Annotated in this window: 25 protein-coding genes; all 25 read left to right on the top strand. The window is 32.5% G+C overall.

The genetic code is table 11. The annotated features are described in order from the left end of the window. Positions 1–1085, top strand: a 1085-nt coding sequence (gene spoIIIAE, locus ACESM9_RS04335) for a stage III sporulation protein AE (RefSeq protein WP_372995649.1), incomplete at its 5' end; no start/stop codon positions are given. Positions 1086–1095: 10 nt separating this feature from the next. Next, entirely contained in the window at positions 1096–1728 is a 633-nt protein-coding gene (spoIIIAF, locus tag ACESM9_RS04330; RefSeq protein WP_372995647.1) for a stage III sporulation protein AF, read from the top strand. Between the two features lie 11 nt (positions 1729–1739). Beyond that, entirely contained in the window at positions 1740–2351 is a 612-nt protein-coding gene (gene spoIIIAG / locus ACESM9_RS04325) for a stage III sporulation protein AG (protein ID WP_372995645.1), read from the top strand. Between the two features lie 12 nt (positions 2352–2363). Then, positions 2364–2960, top strand: a complete 597-nt coding sequence (locus tag ACESM9_RS04320; RefSeq protein WP_372995643.1) for a SpoIIIAH-like family protein — start codon at positions 2364–2366, stop codon at positions 2958–2960. Between the two features lie 77 nt (positions 2961–3037). Continuing rightward, positions 3038–3430 (top strand): Asp23/Gls24 family envelope stress response protein, encoded by a 393-nt coding sequence (locus ACESM9_RS04315; RefSeq protein WP_372995641.1) that lies wholly within the window; start codon positions 3038–3040, stop codon positions 3428–3430. A gap of 67 nt (positions 3431–3497) precedes the next feature. Beyond that, positions 3498–4034: an alkaline shock response membrane anchor protein AmaP gene (gene amaP / locus ACESM9_RS04310; RefSeq protein WP_372995639.1), complete on the top strand. Its 537-nt coding sequence runs from the start codon at positions 3498–3500 to the stop codon at positions 4032–4034. 2 nt (positions 4035–4036) lie between these two features. Further along, positions 4037–4264 (top strand): DUF2273 domain-containing protein, encoded by a 228-nt coding sequence (locus ACESM9_RS04305; protein ID WP_372995637.1) that lies wholly within the window; start codon positions 4037–4039, stop codon positions 4262–4264. A gap of 18 nt (positions 4265–4282) precedes the next feature. Further along, on the top strand, positions 4283–4744 hold the full coding sequence (gene nusB / locus ACESM9_RS04300; protein WP_372995635.1) for a transcription antitermination factor NusB: 462 nt from the start codon (positions 4283–4285) through the stop codon (positions 4742–4744). Positions 4745–4746: 2 nt separating this feature from the next. After that, positions 4747–5700 carry a hypothetical protein gene (locus ACESM9_RS04295; protein ID WP_372995633.1) on the top strand — a complete coding sequence of 318 codons (954 nt, stop codon included), beginning with the start codon at positions 4747–4749 and terminating at the stop codon, positions 5698–5700. Next, positions 5672–6910 carry an exodeoxyribonuclease VII large subunit gene (xseA, locus tag ACESM9_RS04290; RefSeq protein ID WP_372995631.1) on the top strand — a complete coding sequence of 413 codons (1239 nt, stop codon included), beginning with the start codon at positions 5672–5674 and terminating at the stop codon, positions 6908–6910. The genes ACESM9_RS04295 and xseA overlap by 29 nt, the downstream gene beginning before the upstream one ends. Next, the gene (gene xseB, locus ACESM9_RS04285; protein WP_372995629.1) at positions 6903–7136 is read left to right on the top strand and encodes an exodeoxyribonuclease VII small subunit; all 234 of its coding nucleotides are present in this window, start codon (positions 6903–6905) and stop codon (positions 7134–7136) included. Before xseA ends, xseB begins: the two co-directional genes overlap by 8 nt. A 3-nt stretch (positions 7137–7139) precedes the next feature. Next, the gene (locus ACESM9_RS04280; protein WP_372995627.1) at positions 7140–8021 is read left to right on the top strand and encodes a polyprenyl synthetase family protein; all 882 of its coding nucleotides are present in this window, start codon (positions 7140–7142) and stop codon (positions 8019–8021) included. Positions 8022–8034: 13 nt separating this feature from the next. Continuing rightward, complete coding sequence (locus tag ACESM9_RS04275) at positions 8035–8478, top strand: divergent PAP2 family protein (protein WP_372995625.1); 444 nt, start codon at positions 8035–8037, stop codon at positions 8476–8478. 33 nt (positions 8479–8511) lie between these two features. Then, the gene (gene dxs, locus ACESM9_RS04270; protein ID WP_372995623.1) at positions 8512–10398 is read left to right on the top strand and encodes a 1-deoxy-D-xylulose-5-phosphate synthase; all 1887 of its coding nucleotides are present in this window, start codon (positions 8512–8514) and stop codon (positions 10396–10398) included. Further along, positions 10385–11203, top strand: a complete 819-nt coding sequence (locus ACESM9_RS04265; RefSeq protein WP_372995621.1) for a TlyA family RNA methyltransferase — start codon at positions 10385–10387, stop codon at positions 11201–11203. The genes dxs and ACESM9_RS04265 overlap by 14 nt, the downstream gene beginning before the upstream one ends. 109 nt (positions 11204–11312) lie before the next feature. Beyond that, the gene (locus tag ACESM9_RS04260; RefSeq protein ID WP_372995619.1) at positions 11313–12185 is read left to right on the top strand and encodes an NAD(+)/NADH kinase; all 873 of its coding nucleotides are present in this window, start codon (positions 11313–11315) and stop codon (positions 12183–12185) included. Between the two features lie 17 nt (positions 12186–12202). Then, positions 12203–12652, top strand: a complete 450-nt coding sequence (locus ACESM9_RS04255; protein ID WP_372995617.1) for an arginine repressor — start codon at positions 12203–12205, stop codon at positions 12650–12652. A 9-nt stretch (positions 12653–12661) separates the two neighbouring features. After that, the gene (gene recN, locus ACESM9_RS04250; protein WP_372995615.1) at positions 12662–14353 is read left to right on the top strand and encodes a DNA repair protein RecN; all 1692 of its coding nucleotides are present in this window, start codon (positions 12662–12664) and stop codon (positions 14351–14353) included. A gap of 139 nt (positions 14354–14492) precedes the next feature. Beyond that, the gene (gene spoIVB / locus ACESM9_RS04245; RefSeq protein ID WP_372995613.1) at positions 14493–15656 is read left to right on the top strand and encodes a SpoIVB peptidase; all 1164 of its coding nucleotides are present in this window, start codon (positions 14493–14495) and stop codon (positions 15654–15656) included. 192 nt (positions 15657–15848) lie between these two features. Further along, positions 15849–16658 carry a sporulation transcription factor Spo0A gene (gene spo0A, locus ACESM9_RS04240; protein WP_372995611.1) on the top strand — a complete coding sequence of 270 codons (810 nt, stop codon included), beginning with the start codon at positions 15849–15851 and terminating at the stop codon, positions 16656–16658. Between the two features lie 281 nt (positions 16659–16939). Beyond that, a complete protein-coding gene (locus tag ACESM9_RS04235) occupies positions 16940–17467 on the top strand; it encodes an NUDIX hydrolase (protein WP_372995609.1) in 528 nt (175 codons plus the stop codon). 70 nt (positions 17468–17537) lie between these two features. Further along, on the top strand, positions 17538–18170 hold the full coding sequence (gene spoIIM / locus ACESM9_RS04230) for a stage II sporulation protein M (RefSeq protein WP_372995607.1): 633 nt from the start codon (positions 17538–17540) through the stop codon (positions 18168–18170). 99 nt (positions 18171–18269) lie between these two features. Then, positions 18270–19151, top strand: a complete 882-nt coding sequence (xerD, locus tag ACESM9_RS04225) for a site-specific tyrosine recombinase XerD (RefSeq protein ID WP_372995605.1) — start codon at positions 18270–18272, stop codon at positions 19149–19151. A gap of 40 nt (positions 19152–19191) precedes the next feature. Beyond that, the gene (locus ACESM9_RS04220) at positions 19192–20367 is read left to right on the top strand and encodes a phosphopentomutase (protein WP_372995653.1); all 1176 of its coding nucleotides are present in this window, start codon (positions 19192–19194) and stop codon (positions 20365–20367) included. Positions 20368–20381: 14 nt separating this feature from the next. Then, positions 20382–21194, top strand: coding sequence for a purine-nucleoside phosphorylase (locus ACESM9_RS04215; RefSeq protein ID WP_372995651.1), 813 nt, complete (start codon positions 20382–20384; stop codon positions 21192–21194). The last annotated feature ends 1 nt before the right edge of the window (position 21195 follow it).

Here is a 21195-nt window from a genome sequence, read left to right as displayed (position 1 = left end):
GTCTTATTGATGAACAACTAAATCACTTAGATTTAGATGAATTGCAAAAGTTTGCCGATGAAATTGTAATGGATGCAGAAGGTATGATTTCAGAGATAAATATAAAGGATTTCGTTAAAGAATTATATATTGGTTCAGAAAAACTATCTCTTAAAGGCATACTAAATCAACTATGGATGTTTGTATGGAAGGAATTAATGCAAAATGTAGACCTTCTCGGAAAAATAATCATACTATCCGTATTCTGTGCCTTGCTCCAAAACTTACATAAAGGATTTGATAATGAATCAATCGGTAAGCTAGCATATAGTGCATGCTACGTTATCATTATAATATTAGCCATAGGAAGCTTTACACTTGTTAGTAAATTGTGCATCGAAACCATTGACAAAATGGTCAGCTTTATGCAATCTTTAGTACCTACCCTTATTGCATTGCTTCTAACAGTAGGGGGTATAACCTCATCATCACTGTTTCAACCCATAGTTTATACATCTTTAACTTTTATTGCAACTATTATAAAGATAACCATTATTCCTATGGTAATGCTATCCGCTGTATTATCTATAGTAAGCAATATATCTGATAAGGTAAAAATCTCAAAACTGGCATCTTTAGTGAGAGGTGTTTCAGTTGGTTTATTGGGTGTGATGCTTACAATTTTTACAGGAATAATTTCTATTCAAGGTTTGGCAGCTTCATCTTTAGACGGATTAGCTGCAAAAACTGCTAAGTTTGCAGTGGATAGTTTTGTACCTATCATTGGAGATTTTTTATCAGAAGCTTTTGATACAGTAGTAAGCTGCTCTTTAATAATAAAGAATGGAATAAGCATTGTAGGACTTATTGTATTATTACTTATTTGTTTATTTCCTCTAGTAAAAATATTTTCAATATTTGCCATATATAAGATTTCAAGCGCATTGATACAACCAATCGTTGATAATGAGTTAGTACAGTGCATAAATGATATCAGCACATCAATATTTATTATGTTCTGCTGTGTGGTTGCTGTCGGAATACTATTCTTTATTTCAATAACTATAATTATGGGAATTGGGAATATGACAGTCATGATGAGGTAGGTGGTTTGTTTTGATAGAGTTTTTAAGAAATTGGGTTATAAATATTGTAATAATAATCATTTTTGTAATCATAACAGATGTTGTTTTGCCGGAAGGTAATATAAAAAAATATGTAAGAGTTATAATAGGTACCTTTGTGTTGCTTACCATAATTAAGCCTTTCATAAGTATAACTGATTTAGCCAATGATTTTGAAAGGACATATATAGAAACAAATGTCGTATTAAATACAGATAAGAAGTTGCTTGATAAAGAGGTTTTGAACAGTTATCAAAATGCAAAAGCCATAGAGATATATGAGTCTAGATTAAAGGATCAAATTGCTTCTGCTGTATCCTACAAGGCGTCTGTTGATAAAAAAAATATAGATGTATCGTTAGATATAAATAAAAATCAGAATAGTAATGATTTTGGATTAATAAATAGTGTAATAGTTATCATATATAACCAAAAAAAGGGGGATAAAATAGAAAAAATAAAAAAAGTCAGAATTGGAGAAGAGGAAAAGGTAATTTATAACGAAGTAGAAGAATATAATTTCAATGAAAAGACATCAACTGCTGATATAAGAAATATGCTGAGCGAAATACTTGGCATTAACAAGGATAAAGTACAAGTAAAACTCTTCGTTGAAATGAATTAGGGGGTTTTAGTATGAAAATACTGGAGTGGCTTAAAGAAAAATTAATGATAGACAATAATAAAAAACTATATAACAATTTAGTAATCCTGCTCTGCATGGGTGTAGCTTTAGTTATTGTAGCTAATTTTTATAATGATATAACCTATAAAGACAAAAAACCAGCGATTGAAAACATGGAAAATAATAATCAAATAAACGGTACATATAATAATAGCAGCGATGACAACTATGCTGCAGAAATTCAAGATCAACTTTCTACAATATTAAGCAAAATAGCTGGAGCAGGCAAAGTATCCGTTATGATCACCTACGAGAGTGGAAAAGAGCTGGTAACACAAAAAGATAAATCAGTAATAGATAAAGTAACAGATGAAAAAGATAATGACGGAGGTACAAGAATAATAAATGAGTATAGCATAGATGATAAAACGGTAATGGTGAACCAGCAGGGAGGTAGTTCTCAGCCTGTTGTGGTGAAAGAAATTAATCCGGAAATCAAGGGGGTAATAGTAGTAGCAGAAGGGGCTTGGGATTCAAAAGTTAAATTAAAAATCAGTGAGGCGGTACAGACAGTTCTTGATATACCTGCATATAGGGTGACTGTACTTGAAACAAATAAGTAGGGGGTATAGTATATGAAATTCAAAATGAACAGAAAAACAATTGCAATTTGTTCCCTTGTTTTGATGCTTTTTGTAATAGGATATGCATATAATACTTTCATGAGTACAAAATACGATACAATGGGATTTGATTTCGATGCCAGCGATTTATCCGATTTAATGATTGAAGACGAAGTTACTGAAGTAATGAATGATAATAAGGAGAGTAGCGTAACAGTTATTGAAAGCAAGGAAATGGATGAAGAAGATCAGGATAAAGTATCATCTTTTTTTACAGAATACAGACTTGAAAGGGATAAGAACAGAACAAAAGAATATGATATGTGGCAAAATATAATAAACAGCGATAAGGCAGAGCCTACATTTAAAACCTTAGCACAGGAAGAAATAGTTAAAATAGTTGCACTGACAGAAAAAGAAATGATTATAGAGAACTTGATTCTAGCCCGTGGATTCGATGATGCTTTAGTATTTCTGACAGATGACAGCGCAACAGTAGTAGTAGCTGCAAAGGAATTAACACCTGCAAGTGTGGCTAAAATACAAGATATAGTTATGACAAAGACAAAGATCCCTGCAAGCAATATTAAAATAATGCTCAAGGATTAGATATATTTGTAAACAAGATACTATTCTGCTATAATACATATTAGGAAAAAATCTCAATAAACTTGGGGGTGCATAATTTGCAGAGTGATAATAATATAAATGATTATGGAACAGTGAGAATTGCCGATGATGTGGTTGCCATAATCGCTGAAATAGCCGCCAAAGAAATTAAGGGAATAGTGGGCATGAGTGGTGGTATTGCAGATAGCATAACAGAAATGTTAGGAAAAAAGAGTCCTTCTAAAGGCATTAAAGTTGAAGTCGGTGATAAGGAAACCGCTATAGATTTATATGTTATTGTTGAGTATGGTGTCAGAATACCTGATATTGCTTGGCAGGTTCAGGAAAATGTTAAAAAAGCCGTTGAGACCATGACAGGTCTTAATGTAGTCGAAGTTAATATTCATATACAGGGTGTAAACATCGAAAAAGAAAGCAAAGAAGAAGATGGAACAGCAAGATTAAAATAACATTGAAAACTAACCCTCTGAATGATTCAGAGGGTTAGTTTAAATATTTCTACGAAAGGGGATCTATATGAATACTGTAGACAGGCTTTTGTTATTAGTGTACTCCATAGTTGTTGCGGTTTTTTCTTTTTCATTACTTCTGCTTGCTTTGCCTTTTATACCAGCAAAATATGTTGAAGTATTGCGTCTATTTATTTTCGAAAGTAACAGCATGTCTCTATTAGCAATAATATTGTTACTTTTAGCCTTAAAATTTATTTTTAAAACCACTGAATCAGGAGTCAATTATTCTAGTTATATTTCAAAGGAAACAGAAATCGGCGAAATCAGGATATCCTATAGTACAATAAAGTCAATAGCTCTCTCAAGTATAAAAGGCATTAATGAAATTAGAGATGCAAAAGCTCAGGTAAATGACAAAAATGGTGAGGTCTCAATACTAATAAATGCTGCTTTTTCAACTGGAGCAATCATACCTGAGATTTCAAAGGACATTCAGAATAAAATAAAAGAATTGGTAGAAGAAACTACTGAAATAAAAGTGAAAGAAGTCGTTGTGTTTGTTGAAGAAGCTAATAATTCTAGCAAAAGAAGGGTAGGCTAGATATGGATAAAGATAAATTGATGAACTTTTTTATTACACACCAGGGAAAAATAATAGGAACTTTAATTGGATTTTTAGCTGGTCTTTTTTTACTCACCCTAGGTTTTTTTAAAACACTAGTATTGTCAATATGCATAGCTATGGGCTATTATTTGGGTAAGAAAGTGGATAATAAAGAAGACATTATACAGTTTATTGAACGACTGTTAAAAACACACGGCAAAAAATAGGGAGGAGCAAAAGTAACCATGAACAGGCGTTTACTTAGGCAAAGTGCTTTTAAGATAATATTCAGTTTTAGTTTTAATAAGCATGATATAGATCAAATATTAGAAGATATATCAGAAGAGAATGATGTATATTTTGAACAAGAAGAAGACTCTGATGGTAAACAGATTCCTCAAATAAGTCGAAAGCATAAAGAATTCTTGAATAAAATAGTTAGAGGTACTTTGGAAAATATTGAAAGCATAGATAAGGTTATTAAGAGTAGCCTTAAGTCATGGAGCATGGAACGAATTGCTAAGGTAGATCTAACTATTTTAAGAATGGCCATATATGAACTTCTATATGCTAAAGATGTTCCTGCAAGTGTTGTAATTAATGAGGCAGTAGAATTAGGTAAAGTATTCGGTAATGATGACTCCGGCAGCTTTATTAATGGTGTTTTAGGGAGAGTAGTAAGAGAAATGGAAGAGTCGGGTGAATAAACATGTATTTTTTAGGTATTGATACAAGCTGCTATACTACTTCTGTTGCTTTAATAGATGAGGATGAAAATCTTGTTGCAGATGAAAGGATTATGCTCAAAGTTAAGACTGGAGAAAGAGGTATAAGGCAGTCAGAGGCTTTTTATCAACATATTGAAAACTTGGATGCATTAGTGGAAAAACTATACGAAATAATAGATCCAAAAAAAATTAAAGCAGTAGGTGTGAGCTCTAAACCTAGGAATAATCCAGATTCTTATATGCCTGTTTTTAATAGCGGTTTACATATAGGTAATATTGTAAGAATGTCTTTGGGAATACCTATGTTTTTACTATCACATCAAGAAAATCATATCCTAGCGGGATTATGGTCAATAAAATTTACTCCCTATAGACCTATAGCAACTTATCATATATCTGGGGGAACTACAGAACTGTTACATATTTCAGAAAATGATAATTTAAATATTGAAATCATAGGCGGTTCCTCAGATTTAAAAGCAGGTCAATTTATAGACAGAGTGGGAGTATCCATGGGATTAAGCTTTCCCTGCGGTAGAGAGATGGACAGGCTTTCACAATCAGTAGGCGATATTGGTATTATCATTCCTACTTCTGTAAATGAAAGCTATGCCAGTTTCTCAGGACCGGAAACATTTGCACAGAAAGTGATTAAAACAGGAAAATATGATAAAGCACAACTTTCAAAAGCTGTATTCATATGTATTGCAAAATCAATTGAAGAAACACTCATTAAATCAAAAAATAAATATGAATGGGAAGAAGTTCTTTTTATTGGAGGGGTTTCTTCAAATAGTATAATAAATGATTACCTGTCTAGTAGCGAAAAGATTAAGAAAAACCATATCAAGCCTATATTTTCAGAGGGTAGGTTTGCAGTAGATAATGCCCTGGGAGGAGCTATATATGCCAAAAAAAGATATAGAAGATGTTAGAGTTTTTACAGTCACTGAAGTTAACTTATATTTAAGACAATTATTTGAAAGAGACCTTTTATTGTCTCATATTTATATAAAAGGTGAAATTTCTAATTTTAAAGTACACACATCTGGTCATGCATATTTTTCTCTGAAAGACAGAGAATCAAGAGTAAAATGTGTCATGTTCAAAAGCAATTTATCAAGGTTAAAATTTATGCCTGAGGAAGGCATGCAAGTGGTAATAAGAGGTTACATTTCTATATATGAAAGAGATGGCCAATATCAGCTTTATGCTGAAAGTATAATAGCTGACGGTGCAGGTGAACTATATAAAGCCTATGAGCAGTTAAAAAGCAAACTATCTAGTGAAGGGATGTTCTCTGAAGAGCATAAAAAACCTTTGCCGCTGCTCCCTAAAAGAGTTGGAATAGTGACTTCTCCCACTGGTGCAGCAATTAGAGATATAATATCTATTGGAAGAAGGAGAAATCCTAACATTGATATATATTTATACCCTTCCCTTGTTCAAGGAGAAAAAGCTTCAATAGAAATTGCTGAAGGTATAAAATACTTTAATAGATATAGCGATGTAGATGTTATAATAGTTGGTAGGGGAGGAGGTTCTATAGAAGAGTTATGGTGTTTTAATGACGAAGCAATTGCTAGAGCAATATTTGAATCACATATACCTGTTGTTTCCGCTGTTGGACATGAGACAGATTTTACTATTAGTGATTTTGTTGCCGATGTAAGAGCTGCTACGCCTTCTGCTGCTGCAGAATTGGTTTTTCCGGATAAACAGCAGTTAATCTCATATATTAAGAAAATTGAAGGTCATCTATACTCTTCTATGGTTTCTTATATTAAAGATAAGAAAATTTTGTTAAACAGCTTGACATCAAGGAGTTCATTTAGGCATACTGAGACTAAAATACTTAATTATAGGCAATCCTTAGAGAGTATGAAACAAAATCTAGATAAGGCTATTAAGAATACTATTGAGGACCAACGAAATAACTTATATATATATAATGAAAAGCTTAATATTCTAAACCCAGCTTCTTACCTAAACAAAGGATATGCTTATATAAAAAATAAAAAGACTGGGGAGCTAATAAAAAGCATAAAAATGATAACTAATGATGATGTTTTAAATATCCATCTTAAGGATGGATATGCATCTGCTGTTGTAATATCAATATGTGAAGGGGATAAAAATGAATAATGAATTAAGTTTTGAAAAAGCTATTAAAAGGCTTGAAGAAATCGTTAGTATTCTGGAAAGTGGAGATTTATCCTTAGAACAAGCACTGGAAGCGTACAGTGAAGGAGTGAAGCTTTCATCATACTGCAATACCAAATTAGAAGAAGCAGAAGGAAAGATGATTAAAATAATAAATGAAAACCGTGATTATAAAGAAATTGAAATGGATAATGAAATGAAGGAGTAAGTCATGAATCTTAATCAGTTTATAGAAAAATACGGTGAAATTATAGAAAATAACTTAAATAAATTATATAATAACGAGAATAGCTTACCAGTTATAGAGGATGCCATGAAGTATAGCCTACTTGCAGGAGGAAAAAGATTACGCCCTCTACTAACCCTTATGTCCTGTGATTTGTTTGATGGTTCAATAGATGAAGTTTTGCCATATGCATGCTGTATAGAAATAATACATACTTATTCTCTTATTCATGATGATATGCCTGCTATGGATAATGATGATTATAGAAGAGGAAAATTAGCAAATCATAAAGTATTCGGGGAAGGCTTCGCACTGCTAGCAGGAGATGCTTTGCTGAATAACGCATATGAAATATTGCTTGATTGTATAATTAATGATCCATCTATACAAAAGATAAGAGCAGCTTCTATCATCAGCAAGGCCGCTGGATTAAATGGTATGATAGGAGGCCAGGCTATTGATCTTTATTATGAAAATAAAAATATTGATATAGAAAAATTAAATGAAATGCATAGTAAAAAAACAGGAGCATTGATAAAAGCAGCTTTAGAAGTAGGTGCTATAATATCAAAAGCTTCGTATGAAGATTTGGAGAGAGTAAGAACATTTGGTGAGAATTTAGGTAGGGCTTATCAAATTTCCGATGATATTCTTGATGTAATTGGAACAAAAGAGAAAATGGGGAAAACAATAGGTAAAGACGCAAAAAACAATAAATCTACCTATGTTACCTTTTATGGTTTGGATAAATCGAAAAAAATACTGTTTGATACTATTAGTAATGCCAAAGAAGCTATAGAAGTATATGGCTGCAAAGCTAAGCTTCTATTAGAACTTGCTGACTTCATAGCATATAGGGATACTTAAAGGGGGATTATTTTTGAATTTTTTCATAAAGATATGGGCAAATAAAGTACTATTATCAAGTATTACAGCCTGGTTTATAGCTCAATTTTTGAAAATATGTTTTTCGCTATATAAGGATAAAAAACTGGATCTCACACGATTTGTTGGTTCAGGAGGCATGCCAAGTTCCCATACTTCTTTTGTTACAGCTTTAGCTACTTCTGTGGGTAAGCTGAATGGCTGGGATTCCAGTTCCTTTGCTATAGCTCTATGTTTTGCCCTTGTCGTTATGTATGATGCGGCTGGAGTGAGAAGGGCTGCAGGAAACCAAGCCAAGGTTTTAAATATAATAATAGAAGATATATCTCAGCATAAACCGCTAGGTGAAGAAAAATTAAAGGAGCTTATAGGACATACTCCCAAGGAAGTGCTTGCTGGAGCTATCTTAGGAATAGTAATTTCTAATATTATGATTTAGTACAATATAAAACAACAAAAGGCAGGTTTAGTCATGTACAAATTCTTAGATAAAATTAATAGTCCAGAGGATATAAAAAAACTTGATTATAAAGAGCTCGAAGAGCTTAGTCAAGAATTAAGGGATTATATTATAGATGTTGTTTCAAAGAATGGAGGACATTTAGCTTCAAATTTAGGAGTTATTGAGTTGACTATAGCTTTACATAGAGTTTTTGATTCACCCAAAGATAAGATTATATGGGATGTGGGTCATCAATGCTATGTGCATAAAATAATTACAGGAAGAAGAGAAACCTTTAGAACCCTCAGGAGTTTTGGAGGTATAAGCGGTTTTCCGAAGGCTTCGGAAAGCCCTCATGATATATTTGATACAGGTCACAGCAGCACTTCTATATCAGCTGCACTAGGCATGGCTAAAGCAAGAGACTTGACAGGAGGAGACTACTCTGTAGTAGCAGTTATAGGTGATGGCTCTTTAGGAGGAGGGTTGGCATTAGAAGCGTTAAATAATGCTGCCAATCTTAATACAAATATTATATTGATTCTTAATGATAATGAAATGTCCATTGCTAAAAATGTAGGTGGATTAAGTACTTATTTGGGGAGATTAAGAACAGGCAAGATATATTTCAAACTTAAGAGAGAAGTTGAATTTATTTTAAATAAGACTCCTATAGTAGGTAAGAGCCTATATAAAACTGTATCTAGATGCCGGAATTGGTTTAAATATTTAGTAGTAAAAGGTATCATGTTTGAAGAACTGGGCTTTAAGTATCTAGGACCTATAGATGGACATGATATAAAAACCATGGAAAGAATCATATCCAATGCGAAAACCTATAAAAAACATCCGGTTTTGATTCATGTAGTAACAAAAAAGGGGAATGGATATAGAATCGCAGAAGAAAAGCCAGAAAAGTTCCATGGTGTTGGTCCATTTCTAGTGGAAACAGGTGAAACATTGAAAGATAGTAATAGTAAGTCCTATTCTTCGGTGTTCGGAGATAAAATTGTTGAATTAGCTGAAAAAGATACTAGGATATTAGCTATTACTGCTGCTATGCCGGAGGGTACAGGATTAAAAAAATTTGCTGAAAGGTTTAAGGATAGATTCTTTGATGTAGGAATTGCTGAACAACACGCAGTTACTTTTTCTGCGGGCTTAGCAAAGGGTGGTTTTAAACCTATTTTTGCTGTGTATTCAACCTTTCTTCAGAGGGCTTATGATCAGCTGCTTCATGATATATGTCTTCAAAACTTGCCTGTAGTGTTTGCTGTTGATAGGGCAGGGATAGTGGGACAGGATGGAGAGACCCACCAGGGAATATATGATATTTCATATCTCAGAAATCTGCCCAACATTACAATTATGAGCCCCAAATCCGGTTCTGAATTAGAAAGCATGCTTGAATTAGCTCTTAAAATTGATAGCCCTGTTGCTATCAGATATCCTAGGGGGGAAGCTCCAGAATATAGATTTACCGAAAGTCCTTTAGAGTACGGGAAAGGAGAAGTATTATTCTATGGAAATGATGGAATAATTATTGCTGAAGGTACAATGATAGGCAGAGCCATTGAAGTATGTGAATCTTTAAAAAAGAAAGGTATAGAAATGACTTTAGTTAATATAAGATTTATAAAGCCCATAGATGGAGCTTTACTTGATGAATTATCCTCCAAATCCTTGCCAATATATACCCTAGAGGATAATGTATATGAAGGAGGATTTGGAACCAGCATATTGGAGTATTACACTAATAATAATGCCAAAGTAGACTTAAAAATTTTTGCACATAAATGCGGAATAGTACCTCATGGAACTGCAGATGAGTTAATGAAGCTTCAAAAACTTGACACATTTAGCATATGCGAAGCAATATTATCAGATATTAAGGGGAAAAATAATGGCACAAGATAGAAAGAGATTGGATGTACTGCTTGCAGAAAAAGGGCTGGCAGAAAGTAGGGAAAAAGCCCGGGCAATAATTATGTCCGGGATTGTTTATGTGGATGGAAATAAAGCAGATAAGCCCGGCACAAAAGTTGATATGCAATCAAATATTGAAATAAGAGGTAACACTTTACCTTATGTGAGTAGAGGTGGTTTAAAGTTAGCAAAAGCCATAGAGTTATTCGATATTGATTTAAGAGGCGTAGTAGCAGCGGATATAGGAGCTTCAACCGGAGGATTTACAGATTGCATGCTGCAAAATGGTGCATCAAAAGTTTATGCTATTGATGTTGGGTATGGGCAACTGGCTTGGAAATTAAGAAGTGATGACAGGGTTATAGTTATGGAAAGGACTAATATAAGATATGTAACTCCAGAGATGCTTCAAGATAGACTAGATTTTGCTTCTATTGATGTATCTTTTATTTCTTTGAAAAAAGTTCTACCTTCTGTGCTGGCTCTTTTAAAGGATGAATCTGAATTGGTCTGTCTGATAAAACCACAGTTTGAAGCTGGTAAAGACAAAGTAGGCAAGAAGGGCGTAGTAAGAGATAAAGATGTTCATATCCAAGTTATAAGCGAAATATGTGAATTCTGTCAGATAAATCAAAAACTCCAAATAAAAGGTTTAACATATTCTCCTATAAGAGGACCTGAAGGCAACATAGAATATTTGGTTTTTATGCAAAAGAATCATAAAAATCTATTATATAAGAATTTAGATGATGAAATAACAAGCATTGTTTTGGAGGCTCACGAATATTTTAAATAGTTTAACAAAAAATATGGATATATTTTCATATTTAATGTAAAATTATATATATATAGATTTGATGAAGATAAAATAATAAATTATAATAAGTAGTGGATGGTGTTAATATTTGTCGAGAATAGGTATAATACCGAATTTGAGTAAAGATAATAATCTGCATCTGACAGAGAGTATAACAAATTGGCTTTTAGAAAATAAGCAAGAAGTATTGTTAAACGCAGGTATTGCTTTAAGAATAGGCAAACCTGATCTTGGTTTAAAAAATGAAGATATATTTATTAATAGTGATTTTATTATTGTGCTAGGAGGAGATGGCACATTACTTAATATTGCCAGGCAATCGGCATATTATAATGTTCCCCTGTTTGGCATAAATTTAGGTCACCTTGGTTTTCTAACAGAAGTAGAAGCTGAGGAGATGTTTCCAGCTCTTGAAAAATTAATTTCTGGAGATTATGAAATTGAGAAAAGAATGATGCTAGAAGCAACTGTTGAGACAGATAATATACAAATGGAAAAATCGGTTGCATTAAATGATATTGGAATAACTAAGGGGCCTTTTTCTAGAATTATTAGGATGGGCATTTACATTAACGATGATTATGTAGATTTATACTCTGCAGATGGAGTAGTGATATCAAGCCCTACAGGCTCTACAGCTTACTCATTATCAGCTGGAGGCCCCATTGTTAGCCCTGATGTAAAAGTTATGATAATTACTCCTATATGCCCTCATATCCTACACTCCAGATCTATTGTTGTATCTCATGAGGATGTCGTTAAAATTGAGGTTTGCCAGAATAACACTGAAGTTATGCTTACTGTTGATGGGCAACAAGGTTATAAGTTAAAAGCAGGTGATATTGTAACTATAAGACAAGCCCAATGTTATACAAGTCTAGTTAAGCTTAAAGACAGAAGCTTTTATCAAGTGCTACGAAAGAAGATATCGGAAAGATGGAGTCCAAACCGAAAATTTTAAATAATGGAGGGAGCTAAATGAAAATTTCCAGACATGCAAAAATACTTGAGATTATTGAAAACAATATTATTGAAACGCAGGAAGAACTAGCAGATATGCTGAAAAAATCAGGTATTAATGTAACCCAAGCCACAGTATCCAGGGATATAAAGGAATTAAGGCTGATCAAGGTCTTGACAGAGGATGGAAGATATAAATATGCAGCCATGAAAGAACAAGATAATATGCTGAACGAAAGGCTATATAAGGTATTTGCAGAAACAGTATTAAGTATAGACTATACAGGCAACATGATAGTAATAAAGACCTTTTCAGGTGCAGCCAATGCAGCTGCAGAAGCTTTAGATGCCTTTGATCTAAAAGAAGTAGTAGGAACAGTAGCTGGTGATAACACAATCTTTGTACTTATAAGAAATGAGGAAAGTGTGATACCTGTAATAGAAAGGTTCAAAAAACTGATGAAATAGGTGAATTCTATGCTTCAGGAATTATATATTAATAATTTTATTATTTTTAATGAGGAAAGGGTTAGCTTCACTGATGGTTTTAATGTTATAACTGGAGAGACGGGATCAGGGAAATCGGTTATTATTGATGCAATTGAGGTTCTATGTGGCGGAAGATTTAACAAGGATGATATTAAAAGCGGTGCTGATAAGGCGATAATACAAGGCCTTTTTATCGTACCAGATGGGACATTGGATATCGATGAGAAGCTTTTAAATATTGGAGTTAATCCAGAAGAGGATAAAACATTATTGATTCAGAGAGAAGTCAGCATATCTGGGAAATCTTTATGCAGAATAAATGGACAGGCGGTCACTTTAACCATGCTGAAATCTATATCTCCATTATTAGTTGATATTGTAGCACAGAACGAGCATCAATCTTTATTTAAATCTGCTATGCATATTAAGTTTTTGGACAGCTTTGGCTCAGAAGAGTTTTTGATTCAACTTAGTGAGCTATCAGCTATAGTAGATGAAATCAATAATTTGGAGGAAAAACTGAAGCATTTATACGGAACAAGTCAAGAAAGGGAAAGAAAACTTGATTTGCTAAGATACCAAATTGATGAAATAAGCAATGCTAATTTAGACATAAGAGAGTATGAAAAGCTCATTAAACGAAAAAAAATACTGAACAATAGTGAAAAGTTATTTACTACCATTTCCCTGGTATACAAAGAATTATTTCAATGCGATGAAAGTGGTAGATGTGTATTAGATAGCATTGGAAACTCACTGCAACATCTGGAAGATATAAGCGGAATAGATGAAAACCTTTCTGAATTTAAGGATTATATAGCAGACATATTCTACAAGTTAGAGGATTTAAAAAATCCTATTCGACAGTATAAGGATAATATAGAATTTGATAGTGGTGAAATTGAAGTAATTGAAGAAAGGCTTGAATTAATTGATAAACTTTCAAAAAAATACGGAACTACTATAGAAAAAATATTAGATTATAAAAATGAAGCAATAAAAGAATATGACGAGCTAATAAACAGTGAAAAAATAATAAAAGAATATGAGAATAAAATTAGCTTGCTAAAAGAAAAATATTTTAAGATAGCTTCTAGCATATCAGATATGCGTGAAAAATTTTCAAGAAATCTTGAAGGCATGATTGAGAAAGAATTAAAGGATCTGAATATGGTCGGTGCAAAGTTTATAGTAGACATAAAGAAGAACAAGGAAAAGATTAGCAGAGAAGGTATTGACAGAGTGGAGTTTATGCTTTCTGCCAACCCGGGAGAACCCCCTAAACAATTGATAAAAGTTGCCTCTGGAGGGGAAGTATCAAGGGTTATGTTAGCTATAAAATCTGTGCTATTAGAATCCCAACAAAACGATGTTATTGTCTTTGATGAGGTTGATTCAGGAATTGGTGGGCATACAGCAAATATGGTTGGAGAAAAATTATATAACATATCCAGTAAAATTCAAACCATATGCATTACTCATTTACCTCAAATAGCATGCTTAGCAGACAATCATATTTGCGTGAGAAAGCGCATTGAAGATAATAAAACCTTTTCTGAGGTTATAAATCTAAAAGATGATGAAAGAATATCAGAAATTGTTAAAATGATTGCTATTGGCAATGACTTGGATTTTTCAATTAATATGGCAAAGGAGTTATTAAATAACAAAAAGGCTTGATGAAAGCCTTTTTTTCATAGAATCTAATTTTATATGTCAATTATTTAATAGCATAATAGGACTAGGAAATAGGAAAATTAAATTTAGAGAAAGAGATTTGAAGGGCGAATTCTTCTGGGGAAACAGGAGAGTGAAGCTTTTGCGAAGATTTAACAGAAACAACATTTGGAGAAGTATAATATCCTTTTTTATTTTATGCCTGATTTTAACAGGATTTTCACTCATAACAGATTTATTTGAAATACTGTACACTAATGAAGAAGAAATTAAAATATTTAGTTTCCTGTCCAATAAGAGCAGTATATCAAAAGCATTACCTAATATAGAAGTAATTCCTTCGGGTGAATCTATTGGGGTTAAGATTGAGTCCAAAGGCATATTAGTGGTTGGTTTATCAACAATAATCGATATAAGTGGTAAAAAAGTTTCTCCAGCTGTAGACAGTGGTTTTGCTGTTGGTGATAAAATACTAAAAATTAATGGTGAAAACATTGAAAACGAAAGAGATGTCATTGAGATAATAAATGATGAAGAAAATAAAGGCAAAAAATTAAAAGTTTTAATTGAGAGAAAAGGAAAACTTCTAGAATTAACAATAAAACCTGCTCAGAGCAATGAAGATAAGCTTTATAAAATGGGTCTCTGGGTTAGAGATAATATTGCAGGTGTAGGTACAATGACTTTCTATGATCCCTATACTCGAGAGTTTGGTGCTTTAGGACACGGAATAACTGATATTGATTCAGGCGTACTAATAGACATTGATAAAGGTAGTATCCTAAAATCAAAAGTAATAAGTATACAACAAGCAAAAAAATCTGCCCCAGGAGAAATAGTAGGATTATTTACAGATAGTCGTGGAGCATATGGTACTATAAAGAAAAATACAGCATTCGGCATTTATGGGGTATTGGAAAAAAATATGATGGATAGGAAAGCTCCTGCTATACCCATTGCATTAAGTACACAAGTTAAAGAAGGACCTGCTAAAATATTGACTACTATTGAAGATAATAAAATAGAAGAATTTAATATTGAGATTCAAAAAATATTCAGACAAAACAGTGCAAACTCAAAAAGCATGATTATTAAAATTACAGATGAAAGGCTTATAGAGAAAACAGGCGGTATTGTGCAGGGTATGTCAGGTAGTCCTATTATTCAAAATGGGATGCTGGTTGGAGCAGTAACTCATGTATTGATAAATGATCCACTGAGAGGTTATGGCATATTTGCTGAGTGGATGCTAAAAGAAACGAATATTGCAAAATCTTATAGCTATAATAAGGCTGCAGGACAATAGCTATTTTAACAAAACGGTGAATTATCACCGTTTTGTTATGCTTACTATTCATTATGCAAAATTTGTTGTTTTTAGCGGAAATTTATTGTCTCAATTTGTTTGAATTTTATGAACGATAATTGGTATTATATAGCAGGAAATGCATTTACTCTGTCGAATAACTTATTAGACTATTAAAAAGGGGGAGAGTTAATGGACTTTAGCAAGATTAAAATACTAATTGCTGATGATAATAAAGATTTTTGCAGTATTTTGAGCGAGTATTTAGAGATGCAAGATGACTTTGAAATCGTTGGTACGGCTAAAGATGGAATAGAGGCACTTGATCTAATAACATCTAAACTGCCGGATGTTGTAATATTAGATATTATAATGCCCCATCTTGATGGATTAGGTGTATTGGAAAAACTGAACAGCATGAAATTAGAAAAAATACCTAAAATAATAATTCTTTCCGCTGTAGGTCAAGACAAAATAACACAAAAATCATTAGCATTAGGTGCAGAGTATTATGTTGTTAAGCCTTTTGACATGGATGTGTTTGCAAAAAGAATAAGGGAAACTATGGGCTTAATATATTCAAGCCCAGATAGAAAGGTATTATTACAATCATCTTCTGTTATTAATGCATCTTCCGGCATATCAAGTCAAGATTTGGAATCTGCAATAACAGGCATTATTCATGAAATCGGGGTTCCTGCACACATCAAAGGTTACATATATTTAAGAGAAGCTATAACAATGGTTGTAAATAATATCGAGCTACTCAGTGCAGTCACTAAAGAATTATATCCATCCATAGCTCGGAAATACAATACCACTTCAAGTAGGGTAGAAAGAGCCATAAGACATGCAATAGAAGTGGCTTGGGGTAGAGGCAGAGTAGATGTTATAAACAATCTGTTTGGTTATACTATACATAATGATAAAGGCAAACCAACTAACTCTGAATTTATTGCAATGGTAGCTGATAAACTTAGACTTGAAATGAAAATAAGTTGATTATTAATCCAGCATACATAATTAACAAAAAAGATTGCAGTAAATGCTAATATTAACTGCAATCTTTTTTATCTCAATTACTTTCGCTAGCTAAGAATTCTTTTAGTGTCACTTTTTTATCATGTATATTATTTAAAATATATATGAGATCTGAAAATTTGCCTATAAAATAAAAACTTTTGTTTGATAAAATTCTTACCATTTATATTATATACCTCCTTGATTAGTGCTAAAATATTATATGTGGTTAAATCGAAATAATTCATAATGGAGATGATGATATGGACATTTGGGAAAAAACTATTAAGAACATAAATATTTATAGTGGTAAAGTAGTAAAATTAGATATTGAGACTGTACTATTACCCAATAATAAAACTGCTGACAGAGAGATAGTAAGACATCCTGGAGCAGTTGCAATTCTGCCTATCGATAATTTAGGATATATATATTTTGTAAAGCAATTCAGAAAAGCTATAGATAATGAATTATTGGAGATTCCAGCAGGAAAGATTGAGCATGGTGAAGATCCTTCCCAATGTGCATTAAGAGAACTCCAGGAGGAAATTGGTTATACATCAAATAAGCTTACTTATATAACGAAGATTTATACCTCTCCTGGATTTGCAGATGAGAAGATATATATTTTTAAAGCTGAAGAACTTGTTAAAAGTGAGCGAATAAAGGACGATGATGAATTTATTAATATATGTAGATTCAAACCAGGTGAAGCTTTTGAAATGATAAAAAATGGCACAATAACAGATGCAAAGACTATTGTTGCCTTATTATCTACCTTTAAACTATAGAGAATATTATCAGTGACTCAGGCATATATTTTAGTGAAATGTGGACAAATGTCTGAGGGGGATGATAGATTTGTTCGGCAAATTGAATTATTTGATTATTAAGCATATAAGAGAAAATGGTTTATTTTATTTAGGCTTTGTTATCATATTCTCTATAGGAATAAGCTTTGGTGCCTATTGGGTAAATAATCTAACCATAGAAACCAGAGATTTGCTGAGCAGATATATTTATGGCTTTTTCAGCCTTATACCAGTTAATGAATTAGATAATTTAAGCATATTAAAGGCTTCATTTATTAATAATGTTTTATCTTTGGTATTATTATTGATACTTGGCCTTACATATGCAGGAGTAGTTTTTTCACCCCTCTACATAATCTTTAAAGGGTTTTGCTTTGGATTCTCAGTTGGATTTTTAGTAGAAAGCTTCGGCAGAAAGGGATTGATATTCTCAATAGTTTCATTGCTTCCTCATAGTATAATATCGATTCCAGGTACTATCTTTTTATGTGTTGTTTCAATCCAATATAGTTTATATATATTAAAAAATAGAAAAGAAAAGAGATATGAAAACAAGAGGCAAAGTTTTATCAATTACCTGTTTTCATTCATGTTAGGTGCTGCAATGATCATGCTTGCTAGTTTAGTTGAATCATATATAACCCCAATCTTTATAAAAGGTATTTTGCCTTTTATAATATAGCGGTATTTTCATATATTATAGTAATTTTTTCATACTATGGAGGATTTTTTTGCTTTATGTTGAATATGTAAAAAGATGATTAAAAAAGGGGATAACGCCATGACATATTTAGATACCTTTTCTGATTATTTACATAATGAAAGAAAACTAAGCCAGAATACATTAGAATCATATATTAGAGATGTTAAAATGTTTTGTGCATTTTTAAAAAATCATAAATATACGATTGATACTGTTACAAAGACTGTATTAATATCTTACCTTATACTTTTACAAAAAGAAGGGAAAACTACTGCTACTATATCAAGACATCTGGCTTCTTTACGATGTTTTTTTAATTTTTTAGTTACTAATAGGTATATTGATAATAATCCTACGTTAGAACTGGAGTCCCCTAAGGTGGAAAAAAAGTTACCTTCGGTACTGACTAAGCGGGAAGTGGAAAAACTGCTGGAACAACCTGAACCTTCAGATGTCAAAGGTGTTAGGGACAAAGCAATGCTAGAACTCTTATATGCTACGGGTATAAGGGTTACCGAGTTAATTTCTTTAAATATTGAAGATATAGATTTGGACAATGGACTATTGATTTGTAAAAATAGTAACGGTAAGAACAGAACTATTCCAGTAGGTACATATTGTTTAAAATACATAAAGCTTTTCTTGAGTGATTATCGTGATAAGTTAAATCCTAAAGATGGGGAAAAGGCTCTTTTCCTTAATCTACACGGCGGGAGGATGACAAGACAAGGTTTCTGGAAAATAGTAAAGCACTATACCGAAAAGGCAAATATAAATAAATCTATTACACCACATACATTAAGACATTCTTTTGCTGTACATTTAATAGAAAACGGTGCAGACCTACAATCTTTGCAGGAGATGTTAGGGCATTCAGATATATCCACCACTCAAATATATAGCAAAATAAATAATATTAGAATAAGAGAAGTTTATAACAGGACTCATCCAAGGGCTTAAAGCCCTTTAATTTTTAGTGGAGCTAGGAGGAATCTATGTGATAAATAGAATAATATTAATAGTATTGGATAGCGTAGGTATTGGGTATTTACCTGATTCATATAAATATGGTGATGAAGGCAGTGATACTCTAGGCAGCATAGCAAAAAATCATGACAACTTTCACATAGAAAACTTAATAAAATTGGGCATAGGAAATATTGATGGAGTCAGCAACTATATCAAAAAGTGTAACAATCCCATAGGAGCTTTTGGCAGGGCTTCAGAGGCTTCCTATGGAAAGGACACAACTACAGGACATTGGGAAATTGCCGGTCTAAAGTTAACAAAACCCTTTCCAACATTCCCGAATGCTTTTCCCAATGAACTTATAGTAACAATCGAAGAAGCTATTGGTGTAAAAACTATAGGCAATGAAGTAGCTTCAGGTACAGAAATAATAAACAGACTAGGGAATTTGCATGTTAAAACCGGAATGCCTATAATATATACATCTGCAGATAGTGTTTTACAAATAGCTGCCCATGAGGATATTATTAGTGTCGATAAACTTTATGAAATATGCAGCATAGTAAGAGATATAATGAAGGGGCCATATGGAGTTGGGAGAATAATTGCAAGACCTTTTCTAGGTAAACATGGAAAATATAAACGCACGGATAATAGAAAAGATTTTTCTCTCAAACCTATTGGAAAAACTATGTTGGATTATATAAAAGAAGCAGGCATGGATGTAATTGCAGTTGGTAAAATAGAAGATATTTTTGCTTCCCAGGGTATCACTATGTCTGTTCATACTAAAAATAACTTAGATGGCATAGATAATACTATCAATTTTATTAAAAGAAATAACAAAGGTTTGATTTTTACTAATTTGGTTGACTTTGATATGTTATATGGTCATAGGAATGATATTATTGGGTATGGTAATGCTATTATGGAGTTTGACAGAAAGCTGCCAGATTTAATTAATTCTATGAATGAAGACGATGTTTTAATAATAACTGCAGATCATGGTTGTGACCCTGCAACACCAAGCACAGATCATTCCAGAGAGTACATACCTATTCTAGTATACGGTAGAAGTATAAAAAACAATGTTAATATAGGGACCAGAAAATGTTTTTGTGACATAGGTGCAACAATATTGGATTTACTTAGCATAAAAGGCGAAATAAAAGGTGAATCATTTAAATCATTAATACTACAGGAGTGATTAATATGATGGAAATGAATAAAAAAATATCAGAAGCAAAGATATATATTGAAAATAATATAGTAGAAAAACCTGAGATAGGTCTCATATTAGGCTCAGGATTAGGAGTATTAGGTGATAGAGCAGAGAATCAAAAAATTATAGATTATGCAAATATACCTAACTTTCCTATATCAACCATAGAAGGACATAAAGGCAGATTTATTTTCGGTGAAATCAGTGGACGAAAAGTTGCAATAATGCAGGGAAGGTTTCATTATTATGAAGGTTACGATATGAAGGAGACAGTTTTTCCTATATGGGTTATGAGATTGCTTGGGATTGAAAAGCTAATTGTTACAAATGCTGCAGGAGGTATAAATACCGATTATAAACCAGGTGAACTAATGCTGATAAAAGATCATATAAATTTTATGGGAAAGAATCCGCTAATTGGACCTAATCTTAGCAGCATGGGAACAAGATTTCCCGATATGTCAAATGCATATTCAAGCAGATTAAGAGATTTAATTAAAAGCATCTCATATAAACTGAATATACCAATTAGAGAAGGGGTATATGCTTCTATGACAGGTCCTGCTTATGAAACACCTGCTGAAATAAAAATGTTAAGAATTATGGGAGCAGATGCTGTTGGCATGTCAACAGTTCCTGAAGTAATTGCTGCAAACCATGCAGGAATGGAAGTAGCAGGAATATCCTGTATAACTAACATGGCTGCTGGTGTGCTGGATAAACCATTGAGTCATGAAGAAGTTATTAAGACTGCTGATGAAGTTAAGGATAAGTTTATTAAATTGGTTATTTCAATTATAAATGAGATTTAGG

Origin of the sequence: Lutispora sp. (assembly GCF_041687175.1) — a bacterium.
Classification (GTDB): Bacteria; Bacillota; Clostridia; order Lutisporales; family Lutisporaceae; genus Lutispora.
The sequence above is the reverse complement of the archived record's forward strand: the minus strand, read 5'-3'. Positions and strand labels throughout refer to the sequence as shown.